14 protein-coding genes are annotated in these 12,546 nt (G+C 59.8%); 1 reads left to right on the forward strand and 13 read right to left on the reverse strand.

The window, feature by feature from the left end; genetic code table 11:
* The 11 genes from AC1DIJ_RS27105 to AC1DIJ_RS27155 form a co-directional block, all read right to left on the reverse strand.
* The coding region (locus AC1DIJ_RS27105) for a transposase (RefSeq protein WP_477831680.1) at positions 1 to 329 on the reverse strand (329 nt) is incomplete at its 3' end.
* A 95-nt stretch (positions 330 to 424) separates the two neighbouring features.
* A complete protein-coding gene (locus AC1DIJ_RS27110; RefSeq protein ID WP_112389066.1) occupies positions 425 to 1,474 on the reverse strand; it encodes a sensor histidine kinase in 1,050 nt (349 codons plus the stop codon).
* Positions 1,471 to 2,913, reverse strand: a complete 1,443-nt coding sequence (locus AC1DIJ_RS27115; protein WP_112389067.1) for a DUF7125 family protein — start codon at positions 2,911 to 2,913, stop codon at positions 1,471 to 1,473. Before AC1DIJ_RS27115 ends, AC1DIJ_RS27110 begins: the two co-directional genes overlap by 4 nt.
* 296 nt (positions 2,914 to 3,209) lie before the next feature.
* Positions 3,210 to 3,542, reverse strand: a complete 333-nt coding sequence (locus AC1DIJ_RS27120; protein WP_112389068.1) for a chaperone modulator CbpM — start codon at positions 3,540 to 3,542, stop codon at positions 3,210 to 3,212.
* Between the two features lie 2 nt (positions 3,543 to 3,544).
* Positions 3,545 to 4,468 carry a DnaJ C-terminal domain-containing protein gene (locus tag AC1DIJ_RS27125; protein WP_112389069.1) on the reverse strand — a complete coding sequence of 308 codons (924 nt, stop codon included), beginning with the start codon at positions 4,466 to 4,468 and terminating at the stop codon, positions 3,545 to 3,547.
* 144 nt (positions 4,469 to 4,612) lie between these two features.
* Positions 4,613 to 5,998, reverse strand: coding sequence for a DegQ family serine endoprotease (locus AC1DIJ_RS27130; protein ID WP_112389070.1), 1,386 nt, complete (start codon positions 5,996 to 5,998; stop codon positions 4,613 to 4,615).
* A 105-nt stretch (positions 5,999 to 6,103) separates the two neighbouring features.
* On the reverse strand, positions 6,104 to 6,469 hold the full coding sequence (locus AC1DIJ_RS27135; protein WP_112389071.1) for an SPW repeat protein: 366 nt from the start codon (positions 6,467 to 6,469) through the stop codon (positions 6,104 to 6,106).
* Between the two features lie 32 nt (positions 6,470 to 6,501).
* Complete coding sequence (locus AC1DIJ_RS27140; RefSeq protein ID WP_477831681.1) at positions 6,502 to 6,789, reverse strand: DNA-directed RNA polymerase subunit omega; 288 nt, start codon at positions 6,787 to 6,789, stop codon at positions 6,502 to 6,504.
* Between the two features lie 45 nt (positions 6,790 to 6,834).
* Complete coding sequence (locus tag AC1DIJ_RS27145) at positions 6,835 to 7,587, reverse strand: NADH dehydrogenase ubiquinone Fe-S protein 4 (protein WP_477831682.1); 753 nt, start codon at positions 7,585 to 7,587, stop codon at positions 6,835 to 6,837.
* A gap of 74 nt (positions 7,588 to 7,661) precedes the next feature.
* Positions 7,662 to 8,171 (reverse strand): Hsp20/alpha crystallin family protein, encoded by a 510-nt coding sequence (locus tag AC1DIJ_RS27150; RefSeq protein ID WP_112389074.1) that lies wholly within the window; start codon positions 8,169 to 8,171, stop codon positions 7,662 to 7,664.
* A 98-nt stretch (positions 8,172 to 8,269) separates the two neighbouring features.
* Positions 8,270 to 8,746: an Hsp20 family protein gene (locus AC1DIJ_RS27155; RefSeq protein ID WP_112389075.1), complete on the reverse strand. Its 477-nt coding sequence runs from the start codon at positions 8,744 to 8,746 to the stop codon at positions 8,270 to 8,272.
* Between the two features lie 215 nt (positions 8,747 to 8,961).
* Between AC1DIJ_RS27155 and AC1DIJ_RS27160 the strand changes: the two genes are divergently transcribed.
* The gene (locus tag AC1DIJ_RS27160) at positions 8,962 to 9,183 is read left to right on the forward strand and encodes a hypothetical protein (RefSeq protein ID WP_112389076.1); all 222 of its coding nucleotides are present in this window, start codon (positions 8,962 to 8,964) and stop codon (positions 9,181 to 9,183) included.
* A gap of 28 nt (positions 9,184 to 9,211) precedes the next feature.
* On the opposite strand, the gene AC1DIJ_RS27165 is transcribed toward AC1DIJ_RS27160, so the two are convergent.
* Together AC1DIJ_RS27165 and AC1DIJ_RS27170 are read right to left on the reverse strand one after the other, a co-directional pair.
* Positions 9,212 to 11,416 carry an amylo-alpha-1,6-glucosidase gene (locus AC1DIJ_RS27165; protein ID WP_112389077.1) on the reverse strand — a complete coding sequence of 735 codons (2,205 nt, stop codon included), beginning with the start codon at positions 11,414 to 11,416 and terminating at the stop codon, positions 9,212 to 9,214.
* A 16-nt stretch (positions 11,417 to 11,432) separates the two neighbouring features.
* Positions 11,433 to 12,527, reverse strand: coding sequence for a glycosyltransferase family 4 protein (locus AC1DIJ_RS27170; RefSeq protein WP_112389078.1), 1,095 nt, complete (start codon positions 12,525 to 12,527; stop codon positions 11,433 to 11,435).
* Between the last annotated feature and the right edge of the window lie 19 nt (positions 12,528 to 12,546).

Here is a 12,546-nt window from a genome sequence, read left to right on the forward strand (position 1 = left end):
TTGGAAAGAGCTTCGCGGAGAATCTCGTTCTCCAACGTCTTGCGCCCGAGGATGCGCTCAAGCTCGCGCACTCGATCTTCCAGCTTCTTCACCTCGGAATTGCCGATCACTGGCTCGTCAGAATCCACGGCCACCGCACCTCCCTCGCTCAGGAGCCTGCGCCAGCGATACAGAAGATTTGGCGCAACTCCATGTCGCCGAGCCGCAGAGGAAACGGTCTCCCCTTGGGCATAGCTTTCCTCGATGATCTGCAGTTTGCGTTCCGTTGTCCAGCGTCGCCGCCGGACGTCGCCAATCATCAGATCAACCTGTCGAAACTCGTTAGACATAAGCTTATCCTCAAGCCTGTGCTTGAGCCTTCCTGCTTATGCTGAGTGTCCGGTCGAAAGTGGGGGCAGTTCACCTTCCGATAATGGATACTGTATCAAACAGCTTCCGCCGACTGCCGCACAAGTCTTGCCAGCGGACCCGCGGCGTGGCATCGAAACCCATTGCGATCGAACGTGATCGTCGGCGCTGCCCCCAAGAGCGAGGCGAGAGCCGAGCGGACATATTTTGTGCCGTAGCCCTGCCGCGTCGGTTGAACGACTTTGGGGCCGCCCGATTCGATCCAGTTCATTGAAAATACTGGCGGATCTTCCTTCGAAACGGACCAGGCAATGTTGATCCTGCCGTCGCCCTGAGACAGTGCGCCGTACTTGATGGCATTCGTCGTCAGTTCGTGGAGGCAAAGGGCGATGGTTGTCGCAGCGATCCGTCCGACAAGGAGGTCCGGGCCGGCAATATTGATCCGAGTCAAGCTCTCACCGTTATAGGGTGCGACGGTTACCGCGATCACGGATAACAGTGAGATTTCGTCTCCGCCTGCTTCGAACACTGCGGTGTGAACGTCGGACAGAGCACGAAGCCGGCCTGTGAAATCTGCCGCAAGCTCATCAACCGTAGACGCGCCGCGTCGCGTCATTTGAAAGATTGAGGTGACGCTGGCAAGAATGTTCTTGATGCGATGATTGAGCTCCAGCCGCAACTCGACTTCGCGCTCAATGGCATCGCGCACCTGCTTCTGGCGCAATCGGACGAGCAGATTGGTCTGAATGCTATTGGCCAGCTCCAGTCGCGCGATTGGGCGTGTATAGAACAAGAGGCGGGCGCTCGGCCAGGCGCTTTGAAGCCGAGTGCGGATCTGTGCAACGGGAGCCGCGCGCTCAAGCAGGACCACGATTGGCACTTCGGACCAATCAGGCTGGCCGGCGAGATGATAGCCGATCGTTGCGACGACGGGCGGGCTTAGCGCCTCATGGGTGATGAGGATGACGCCCGGCAAAAGCGCTAAATTTTCAGCTAGGTCCTCGCCAGCCTGGCCGTGCCGGACCTCGACGTTTTGCTCCTGCAAGGACGCCGCGATGTAGTCGGCGTCTTTGCGAAACGGGGCAAGTATGAGCACCCAATCCAGTTCACTCAGTGTTTCATTCATTTCGGGTCAGGAAGGGGGTTGTAGGAAACGACGCTGACGCTGCCGCTTTCTATCAGCAGTTCCTGGATGTTGAGGTCATGTGGACCGTGGCGCTTTTTGACAACGGTGATGTTGCGGCGCAGCCGACCCTCATGCTCCATGATCCGCAGCAGGAGCACGGTGTCGCCGAGGAAGCTGACATCTACGTCGATGCCGACATTCTGACCGATCAGGCCGTGCTGAGCGACAATCAGCATCGTCAGCACGCCCGAACGAGCCAGGAATTTGAGAAGGGATTGGATGTCGCGGACCGCCTTTTCCCGATGCGGTAGCGAGTTCAGATAGCCGGTCAGGCTATCGATGACGACGACGCGGACTTTGTTCTGCGTCACCGCGTCCTGGACGATTTGACCAAATTCACCCGGTGAGATTTCGTTCGGATTGAAATCCCGCAGAATGAGCGTTCCATCCTTATGGAACTGCCGAAGCTGCATTCCCAGGCCTTCCGACCGGCGGAAGAACGTTTCCAGCCTCTCTTCGAACAAGAATAGCGCGACGCTCTCGCCGCGGTCGAGTGCTGCGGTCGCATAGAGTGACGACATGGTCGACTTGCCAGTGCCCGACTGTCCTATGACCAGCGTCGTGGTTCCAGCCTCCTGGCCGCCGCCAAACATGTCGTCGAGCGCTGCGACACCTGACTTGATCAGTTGCGGCTTGGTGGTCTCCGACGCAGTATTGGGCATAATGCGAGGAAAAACGATGACCCCTTCACCTTCCCGTATCGCCATGTCGTGATAGCCATCGGCAACGGGGACACCGCGCATCTTGGATACTTCCACGCGACGTCGCACAGCGCCGTACTCCTCCAGTGACTTGTCGAAACGGATGACCCCATGAGCAAGACCCTCTACTTCCTCGCCACTGCGGTCATAGCCGGTTGTCTGTGTGTCAAGGAGAAGTGCGACGACGTTGCGCTTGGCCAGAAAGGACTTGAAACCGATCAGTTCGCGACGAAACCTCGGGGAGTCACCGGTGATCAGGCGGATTTCGAGGAGGGAGTCGTAAACAAGGCGCCGCGGCTTGTGTTCGTCGATAGCTGCCTCGATCGCCTTTCGCGTCTCGTCGAGCCTGAGGTCTGCAGTCAGAAATATGCTCTGGTCATCGGCTTCGCTAACCGAGCCGGATGTCGACAGTTCCTCGACCCGGATGCCATCGAGTGTCCAGCCGTGTGAAACAGCAATGGCTTCAAGCTCTGCCGCTGTCTGCGACAGTGTCACGTAGATGCAACTCTCTCCCGCTTCCACCCCGGCGCGAAGGAACTGTAGCGCTGCTGTCGTCTTGCCGGAGCCCGGAGCGCCTTGCAGCATATAGAGATTGGATGCTGGTAGACCACCACGCAGGATTTCGTTCAATCCGTTGATGCCCGTGCTTACAACCGCTGGCGCTTTTCGTTTCGGCATAACTCATCTTTCAAAACTGTTAGCGTGATCCGGGCCGGAGCGCGCGCATCATCGTCGTTGAAAGATGCCTGCTCGTTATATTTAGGTTTCTCGAAACATCAATGACAGGCTGGTTGTGGTGAAGCCGCAGACCTGCCTAAAGGTAGTGTTACGCCTTTACAGCAGGCTCGCTCTCATCGCGGCGGACGAACCTCGTCCTCGCGCTCATCGTTCTCGTCCAACGTCTCCAGCGCCTCAATGGTGTCGTCATAGGAACATCCGCCACAAGATTGCTTTCTTACCTGCCGCGAATCCTCTCACATTCGCCAAATGGTGTGGAGCTTGTCCAGAGCTGCTACCAAACGTTGTTGGACTGCAACATCCTCTCCGCTGACGACCGTTACGATGTCGCGCATCGCGCCGCGCATGCCGTGAAGCTGGTCGACAAGATCCATGACAATATCAACTCCGGCTTCGTTGACGCCCATGCCGTGCGTCAGATCTAGGATCAGCCGGGCGCAAGCTAGATCGGCATCCCGGAAGCGCCGTTGGTGCTCGGCGATCTGCGGCGCCAGCCAACCTTCCCGGATCCACAGTTCGAGCTCGGTTACTTCGATTTTGAGGCGAAGACAGAATTCATGATCGTCCATGGTCAGCCCTCCATGCCCTTTCTCGGATTTTGTGTCGTTCCAGAAGCCCAGCGTTTGATGAAGCTGGTCAGCTCTTCGTCCGGACGGTCGGGCAACACGACCTTCACAGTCACATAGACGTCACCGGCGCTGCCATTTCCGCGCGGCACACCCTTGCCCTTGATACGCAAGACCTTGCCGCTGCTGGAATTGGGGGGGAGGGCTAGGTCGATTGGGCCGGAGGGAGTGGGCACGCGCACCTTGCCGCCAAGCACGGCCTCGCTGAGCGTGACCGGAAGTTCGAGGCGGATGTCGTCACCGTCGCGCGTGAAAAAGCGGTGAGGCCGCACCCTGATAACGATCAGCGCGTCGCCGGCGGCACCGCCCCCGAACCCGGGTTCGCCTTTGCCCCGCAGCCGCAGCGTTTGGCCATCACGTGTCCCGGGGGGAACCTGCACTTCGATAGCCGGACCCTCGGGTAGCTTAACCTGGGTTTTGGTACCCTTCATCGCATCGAGAAAATCGATCTCCATCGAAAAATGGCGGTCACGTCCGGGAGCGCGGAACGGGGACCCGCCGCCAGGGCCGGCGCGGCGCGAGAAGAAGCTCGCGAAAATATCGTCCGAATCGCCAAAATCGGCAAACCCGCCGCTATTGTGGTAGGGCTCACCGGGACCGCTGGCCGAGGCATAGTCGCGATAGAAGTTGCGGGGCGCCTGTTCGGCCCCCGTCATATCGATCTCGCCACGGTCGAAGCGGGCGCGCTTCTGCTCATCGCTCAAAAGCTCGTAGGCCGCGGAAATCTCCTTGAACCTGGCCTCGGCATTTTTATCGCCGGGGTTCAAGTCGGGATGCAGCTTCTTGGCCAGCTTGCGGAATGCACTCTGGATTTCCTTTTGCGGCGCATCCCGTTTCACGCCCAGAAGCTCATATGGATCTCGGCTCATGCATATCTCCTGTCACAGGTAACATACACTGCGATCAATTCTCCTCTCATATAGGCGGCGGCCCGGTTTCCGGTTGGAGGGCAAGACGAAAGGTCGATTGGGTCCCACTTCGCAAGTGAGCGGGACCGTTTAATCATCGCTCCGCTATCGGACGACGAGAAGGAGAGGATCGCCATCTCGGATCAGTTCAAGCGCGAGGATTGCCGGTTTGTCGGCAAGCGCCTTACGCAAATCCGCGACGGAAGAGACCGGCGAGCGATTGGCCGCCACGATTATGTCACCGGCCTGCAGTCCGCTGCGGGCCGCCATGCTACCCGAGCCGAGACCCTCGATCACAACGCCGGGGGCACCGGCCTGGCGAGCCTCTTCGGCAGATGCTTCCCGCATTTTGGCGCCATCGAGGGGCGTGCCGGAGAGGTCGGCGGACGGCCGGTCTTCCGATGTGATCGCGACGGCGATCACCCGCTCGCCATCGCCGCGCTTTACCGTCACATTGATCCTGGTTCCGATCGGGGTGAGGCCGATCCGGTTCCTGAGATCCGTTGCACTGTGGACGGGGCGATTGTCGATCGCGGTAACCACGTCGCCGGTCCTCAATCCGGCCCGCGCGGCCGCTGAGCCAGGTTCGACGCTGCCAATCAGTGCGCCGCGCAGCTCACCCAGCTTGAGTGCCTCGGCCACGTCGGGCGTCAGGTCCTGGATGCCGATGCCGAGTCTGCCGCGGCGCACCTCGCCTTGGGTCGCCAGTTGGTTCATCACCGATAGCAGCATGTCGCTCGGGACTGCGAAGCCGATGCCGACATTGGCGCCGGCCGGGCTGAGGATCGCAGTGTTGATCCCGATCAGCATGCCGTCGAGCGTCACGAGCGCCCCACCGGAATTGCCGGGGTTTATCGAGGCATCGGTCTGGATGAAGTCCTCATAGCCTTCGATATTGAGCCCGCTGCGACCGAGTGCGCTGACGATGCCAGAGGTAACCGTCTGACCAAGTCCGAAGGGATTGCCGATGGCGACGACATAGTCCCCGACCTTAAGGGCATCGGAATCCCCGATCTGAATGGCTGTGAGGTTTTTGGCATTGATCTGGAGCAGGGCAATGTCGGTCTCCTTGTCGCTGCCAATCAGTTTTGCCGGGAGCTGTCGGCCATCCTTCAGCGTGACCGAGATTTTTGATCCGCCGTCGACGACGTGATGGTTGGTCAGCACATATCCTTTGTTGGCGTCGACGATGACACCGGAGCCGGCGCTCATCCGAGCCTGCTGCTGTTGCTCCGGCAGATTGAAGAACCTTCGGAAGTTGGGATCGCTATAGAGCGGGTTGTCTTGCGCCGGCGCTCGGGAGACGACCGCGATATTGACGACGGCGGGTGTGACCTGTTCCAGCATCGGCGCCAGCGTCGGCAGGCCGGTGGACGCAGAAGCCTGTCCTGTCATTTGTGCAGGCAATGGGCTTGTGGTGAAGAAAATGGCTCCGGCGGCGACGGCTGCGGAAATGGCAATCGTGCGAAGCCTCGGGGTGAGATCGAACATCGGTTGCTCCTTGAATCTGATGATGGGTGTGCCTCCTGGCGTGACCGACGGAGGATTGAAAAAAGAGGCGGGTCCGGATGTCCAGATCCGCCTCTCTTGATCGGCTCACGCAGTCGAGAGCGGGCGGCTATGGCTGAACCAGATGTTGCCGGCGGCGAGCACCGCGACGACAAGACCGGCAACAACATGGACCCACGTTGCGGCCGTCACGGCCGAGAAGCCGAGAACCCATGGAGCAGCTACCGCCCAAATGCCGAGCACTAGGTTGACCCATTCCTCCGCCTCATAGAAGGCATAGAGAGCCACAGCGGCGATCACGGCGATGGCCGCGCCGACGAGCCAGGCATTCCAGGCGGCATAGGTTTCAGCGGCGAAGCCAATTAGCCACGGTGAGACAAGAAGACCAAGACCGGCAACGATATTGACGATATCGAAAGCGGTCCGGTTGTTGGAAGACAGGGACTTCAGCATCGTTCATTTCTCCTCATCGGTTGGTTGCATCATCATTGAACCGTCTCCTGCGGACAGAAGGCGGGTGCGGCGGCGGCGCTTGCCGCGCCGTCGCCGCGAAGCTCGGTTGTGGTTGGATTAGGAGCCGGAGGAAGCGTTGTTGCTGCCAATTCGGGCAAGAACGGCGCGAGCTCGTCGTGGCTGAACGCGCCACGGGCGATCTCATGCAGCGCAAGATCGCTTACACTGGCATGCGGCAGATCAAGCCTCGGCCCCGCACCGCGGTTGAGGGCACGGGCACGGGCAGCTGCGGCCATCGTCAGCGTAAACCTGTTCGGCACAATCTCCTGGCAACCGAAAACGACATGCGGGTCCATGGGTGCACCTCATGCAGCTTTCCGATCGGCAGTGGTACGGTCCTGCCTGCGCTCAACGTCTCGTTCGAGCGCAAGCAGCGCCTGCTCGACCTCATTAAGGCGGGACGGACGATTGTTCACCGGCATGCCTTCGTTGGTCGCGTGGTCGATCAGATATTCGGTCCATGCCCAGTTCATCAGGATCGAGCGCTTTGCTTCGAGAGACAGCGTCGGATCACGGATGACGTCTATGGGCGATGACCATGTGGCGGGACCGGAAGCATCGTGCCGTTCCGCCGCCTCGACCATTGCCTGACCGTAGCTCTCCTGAAGCGCGGCGAGGCCGAGCCGCTCCAATGTCGCATCGGAGAAGGCGTGAGATGGCCGGTTCAATCGGCGACGAATTCCTTTCTTTGTCAGGGCCGCAGCTTTGCTTGCCGGACCCTGCACGACATAGGTCAGGCCTTGCCGCTCGGCATAGCGGATGGCGGATCGCAGCGTTGGAAACTCCAGCTCCACCTGCGTCAGCGTATCCGTGGTGCCCGTATAGCCCATCAAAGGCTCAATGAACGGCGCGCTGCGGCGCTCGAAGACAAGCCGCCAGCCGTTCATTTTGCCCGATGTCATCACCGAGTGTGATGGTCTGAAGATGCGGGCGACGACGTCTTCGGGAAACACGGAGCGGCCGAAAGCGAGACGCTTCCGCCGGTTATCATTGGAGGCCTGGCTAACGGAAGCGAGGCTTTTGCTTGGTTTGGTGTGTGTCTCTCTAATAATCTCCATCATTTTATCCCTCCCTATTGGCGAAGGATGCCGGCGGCCCCCAACAAGGCCGGCCGCCGGGCAGGCTGGTTCGGTTAGCTCTTGATGGCGATCCGCTTGACCTGCGTCTGCGCCTTCTCGGTCTTCGGCAGGGTCACGGTCAAAACGCCGTTCCTGAAGCTGGCAGCGACCTTGTCTTCATCGACCTCGACGCCGAGCGGGATGCGGCGCTCGAAACGGCCGTAGTAGCGCTCGGAGAACTGACGATCCTTGTCTTCGTTCTCGGAGCGCTTCTCACCTCTCAGCGTCAGCACACCGTCGTTGAGCAGGACTTCGATGTCCTTTTCTTCAAGGCCGGGCACCTCGGCGGTCACCTTGATCTCCTTGTCGGTATCGGCGATCTCGACGTTCGGCCAGCCGGCGCCGAAGGCAGAAGCGCTGCCGAAGGCCGGCAGGCCGGAGCCGAAGCCGCGGAAGACGTCGTCGAACAGGCGGTTCACCTCACGATGCAGCGACAGGAAGGGATCCCGGTCGTCGTCGCGCAGGACAGTCGGGGCCTGGTTGCCATTGTTTCGGCCCCAGGGAATCAGATCACGAACGCTCATGGTTTTCTCCTTTCCGTTGGTTCGATTGGCAAAGCTTCTCTGGTGGCGCCGGACGATATACCCGGCGCCGTCTTTGCCAACTGTGCTGTTGTTGGAGCTTAAGCCGCCTGCTTCTCGGCGTCGATTTGCTTGATCTCGGCCTTCGGCAGAGCCGTCTCGGTCGCGATCTCGATTCGTCGCGGCTTCATCGCTTCCGGGATTTCGCGCTTGAGATCGATGGTCAGCAGACCGTTGACGAGACCGGCGCCGACGACCTTGACGTGGTCGGCAAGTTCGAACCGGCGCTGGAACGAGCGGCCGGCGATGCCGCGATGCAGATACTGCACATCGTCGGCATTCGCCTTCTGACCCGATACGAAGAGCATGTTCTGCTCCTGGGTGATCGTCAGTTCGTCCTGCGTGAAGCCCGCCACTGCCATGGCAATGCGGTACTCATCCTCACCGGTCTTGACGATGTCGTAAGGCGGCCAGTTGTCGATCGTCTCGATGCGGCTTGCAGCCTCGAGCGCGTTCAGCATTCGGTCGAAGCCGATGCTCGACCGGAACAGGGGAGAAAAATCGAGGTTTGTCCTCATAACCATATCCTCCTTGTAAGCAACATGGATACAAGGAGGCGCCAAGAGCACAATGGCGCCTCCTGGACCTGTCGATCCCCATTGGGCGATCGAACAATATCAATATAATTCAGTGGCTTGCGGTTTCAAGAGCTGTGGAATTGCCTGGTGTAAAAAATTTGATTTTTTTGTTTGGGCCACCAGATTCGTGTGGTGATACAAAAGGAGAAATCGGCATGACAATGACCTCCGAAGACGTCATCGACATCCTCGGACCTGTCGACGAAACTTTGATAGCTGATGTCGTGGCCACTGGTGCCAGTCAGGCTGAACTGGCGGAAGCTTTCGCATGGGTCAACAATGACGAAGCGTTGATGAATGAACGACGGCCGCCACCCACGGGCAAAATCGCCTTGTTGATTGACCTGCTGGTCTCAGACAACGACGAACTGGACTAGGCAAGACGCCTGTCTGGAAGCGGCTTGCCTAAGCGGTGGTCAGTACGCGAACCTCGCCCCGTCGACCGAGGGTGTCTACCACGACACTGCGTCCTGAGCGGCGAACTGCGACGTCGGCCGAGCCGTTTCCGACCCGTAGGTGTTGCAGCATTACCTCATCCATGAACGAGGGCAGTTGCGGCTCGTTGAAGCTGATGATCCGGGCATTCGGCTCGAAGTCAAGGCCGAGACAGGATTGCAGCAGAAGGAGGGGTGCTGCAGCCGCCCACGCCTGTGGAGAGCAGGCGACAGGGTAGAAGGTTGGCCCCTGAGCCCGCTGGCGTGGCAAGCCACAGAAGAGTTCGGGAAGACGGCGCAGGTCGATATATGTCGAAGACGCAAAGAGCCCTTCGAAAATTCTCGCCGTTTCAGCTCGGTAGCCATAGCGGGCGAGGCCGCTAGCGATCATTGCATTGTCATGCGGCCAGACAGAGCCATTGTGATAGCTCATCGGATTGTAGCGTGCCTCGGTGGAGGCGATGGTTCGGATGCCCCAACCGCAGAAGGACGAGGCGCTCATCAGTGTCCTGGCAACCTGGACGGCTCGCTCGGGATAGGCGATACCGGTGAACAGGGCATGACCGGCATTTGAAGAGCGGACCCTGCAAGGCTGCTTGTTCCCATCGAGCGCTAGCACGAAAGTGCCGAGTTCCTCGTCGAAGAAACTCGTATCGAAGGCACGACGCAGGCCTTCGGCCCGTGCCAGGAACTTTGCCGCGCGTTCAGGTCTGCCGAGCCGGCGGAAGATCTCGGCTGCGGACTGCCAGGCACCGTAGACGTAGGCCTGAACCTCGGCAATGGCGATCGGGCCTTTGGCGAGCGTACCATCGGCGTGGAATACCGAGTCGTGGCTGTCTTTCCAGGCCTGATTGATTAAGCCTTCCTGCGTCAGCCGCCCGTATTCCACAAAACCATCGCCGTCGCGATCGCCGTGCGCGTCGATCCAGGTGAGCGCTGCCTCGATATTTGGCAGAAGATGGTTGATCGTGGCAAGGTCGCCTGTTCGCTTCAGGTACTCCCCCGCCAGCAGGACGAACAATGGCGTGGAATCGATGCTGCCGTAATAGCGGCGGAAGGGCACTTCACCCAGTTCAGCCATTTCGCCATAGCGCACTTCGTGGAGGATCTTTCCAGGTTCGGCATCTGCAGCCGGATCGACTTCCGTCGCCTGGTTTGCGGCCAAATGGCCAAGGACACCGCGCGCGATCTGTGGATCGAGCCACAGCGTTTCGAGCGCGGTGATCAGCGCGTCGCGACCGAACACGGTACTAAACCAGGGGATGCCAGCATAAGGGTAAGGACCTTCGGGCTTGTCGGTCATCAGCATGTAGAGGTCAGAGACGCTGCGCCGTGCCGCTTCGTTGAAGATCTCGTTGGACGTGACGATCGATGCGGCGCGCGAGGAAGAGGAGCGCAATGCACGGCGCGCATCCCGCAGGCCCAGAAAAAAAGACTGGTAGCCGAGAGGCCGGTCTTTGGCCTGGTCGCAGCAAATCTGGATGAATAGCGACCGCGTTTCATGTGGCGCCAGATCAAGATCATAAAAGACATGGCCGCTCCCAAGTTCGTCCGGGCGCGGATCGAAGGACAACTGCGTGACGCGCGTCTGATCGTCGAGGCCGATATAGGAGAGGGAAACGCGGTCCTGTTCCACCAAGGACGGAAGATGGCGGCCCTTCCTCGCCCTGATGGTTCCGCGAACCTCGAACAGATCGGCGAAGTCCGCCGCGAACGAAGTTTCGATGCGCACTTGTCGTGGTCGCGCGTCGTAGTTCTTAACGGCCAAGCGCTCGTAACAACCGGCACTCCACAGAAAGCGTGTCCTGCGGATATGAATGAGATCATGCTCAAGTGTGAGCTTCCCCTTTTCATCAAAGAGGTCGGGATTGGTCAGATCGCAGGTCAGCGTCGCGTTGTCGTCTCGCAGCGTCGACGAGAGAAGCATCGGGCGCTTGCCATTGATCGTCAGATGGAGGTGGGAGAGGTACCGCGTGTCCCGATGGAAAATGCCTTCCGGGCTGCCAGGCCCGGAAAATGCGTCACCGTTGTGATCGAAGACGGCGAACGTATCGCCGTGCTTCAGGGTGCGTGGCCGCCGCTCCTGCAGCGACGCGGTCGCGGGGATGAAAAACTGCGCGATTGGCGCCTTGCCACCTGCAGGCGCCGAACCGTCGTGTACAGAAGCGATCGACATGCTGATGGCCTCCGGATTATGCCACGACCTGCAGATCGAGGTCCTGCCCGTTGGCACGGCGCAGCGGCGCGGCCTTGGTACGAACGCCAGGAAGATTCCGGTAGATGTCTAGATAATCCCGTGCCATCCGCGCGGCGCTAAAGCGCTTCTCGAAGGCCGCGCGAACTTTCTTTCGATCCATCTTTAGCGCCCATTCAACGTTCTCGGCCGCGTCGGCCACGCTATCGACGAGGATTCCAGAGACACCGTTGTCGATGACCTCCGGCACGGAGCCGCATCCGAACGCGATGACGGGCGTGCCACAGGCCATCGCTTCGATCATCACCAGTCCGAACGGCTCGGGCCAGTCGATCGGGAAGAGCAGGGCGCCGGCATTGCCGAGGAAGTCGGCCTTCTGACGCTCGTTGATCTCGCCGATGAATTCGACGTTCGGATGGCGCCTCACCATCGGCTCGATCACCGTCTCCCAGTAGGCCCTGTCGGCATTGTCGACCTTGGCGGCCATCTTCAGCGGCATCCCGACCTTGGTTGCGATTTCGATTGCCCGGTCAGGCCGTTTCTCCGGCGATATTCGCCCGAGGAACGCGAGGTAGTTGCTCTTGGGCTTTTCCGTGAATGGCAGCAACTCGCGAGGCAGGCCATGATAGACCGTCCCTGACCAGTTGACCGGCGGCATTGGGCGGCGCTGATCATTGGAGATCGACACCAGCGGGATATCGGGAAAAGCCGCGTAGAAGGGCTTGAGGTCCGGCAGGTCAAGGCGGCCGTGCAGCGTCGTCACCGTCCGGTCGGCGAACTCGCGGATCAGCGGGAAATGTAGTAGATCGATGTGGAAGTGCAGCACATCGAATTCGTGCGCCCGCCGGCGAATTTCCTCCAGCATCACAACCTGATGCGGCAGGTGATCTTTGACGGCAGGATTAAGACGGAGCGCCACATCTGAGCACGATACGAGCTTCGCGGCGGTGATCGAATCTCCGCTGGCAAAAAGTGTGACGTCGTGACCTTGGGCGACGAGTGCGTCGGTGAGATAGGATACAATGCGCTCGGTTCCACCATAGAGCTTGGGCGGAACACTTTCGGCAAGCGGTGCGATCTGAGCGATCTTCATCGGCAAAACCTCCTCTATT

The sequence above is a fragment of the Rhizobium sp. 10N427 genome, assembly GCF_056394605.1.

What these genes read in the sequence shown, in the direction of transcription:
- AC1DIJ_RS27110 (WP_112389066.1), bottom strand. Translation starts at nt 1,474, where the DNA reads ATGAATGAAACACTGAGTGAACTGGATTGGGTGCTCATACTTGCCCCG.
- AC1DIJ_RS27115 (WP_112389067.1), bottom strand. Translation starts at nt 2,913, where the DNA reads ATGCCGAAACGAAAAGCGCCAGCGGTTGTAAGCACGGGCATCAACGGA.
- AC1DIJ_RS27120 (WP_112389068.1), bottom strand. Translation starts at nt 3,542, where the DNA reads ATGGACGATCATGAATTCTGTCTTCGCCTCAAAATCGAAGTAACCGAG.
- AC1DIJ_RS27125 (WP_112389069.1), bottom strand. Translation starts at nt 4,468, where the DNA reads ATGAGCCGAGATCCATATGAGCTTCTGGGCGTGAAACGGGATGCGCCG.
- AC1DIJ_RS27130 (WP_112389070.1), bottom strand. Translation starts at nt 5,998, where the DNA reads ATGTTCGATCTCACCCCGAGGCTTCGCACGATTGCCATTTCCGCAGCC.
- AC1DIJ_RS27135 (WP_112389071.1), bottom strand. Translation starts at nt 6,469, where the DNA reads ATGCTGAAGTCCCTGTCTTCCAACAACCGGACCGCTTTCGATATCGTC.
- AC1DIJ_RS27145 (WP_477831682.1), bottom strand. Translation starts at nt 7,587, where the DNA reads ATGGAGATTATTAGAGAGACACACACCAAACCAAGCAAAAGCCTCGCT.
- AC1DIJ_RS27150 (WP_112389074.1), bottom strand. Translation starts at nt 8,171, where the DNA reads ATGAGCGTTCGTGATCTGATTCCCTGGGGCCGAAACAATGGCAACCAG.
- AC1DIJ_RS27155 (WP_112389075.1), bottom strand. Translation starts at nt 8,746, where the DNA reads ATGAGGACAAACCTCGATTTTTCTCCCCTGTTCCGGTCGAGCATCGGC.
- AC1DIJ_RS27160 (WP_112389076.1), top strand. Translation starts at nt 8,962, where the DNA reads ATGACAATGACCTCCGAAGACGTCATCGACATCCTCGGACCTGTCGAC.
- AC1DIJ_RS27165 (WP_112389077.1), bottom strand. Translation starts at nt 11,416, where the DNA reads ATGTCGATCGCTTCTGTACACGACGGTTCGGCGCCTGCAGGTGGCAAG.
- AC1DIJ_RS27170 (WP_112389078.1), bottom strand. Translation starts at nt 12,527, where the DNA reads ATGAAGATCGCTCAGATCGCACCGCTTGCCGAAAGTGTTCCGCCCAAG.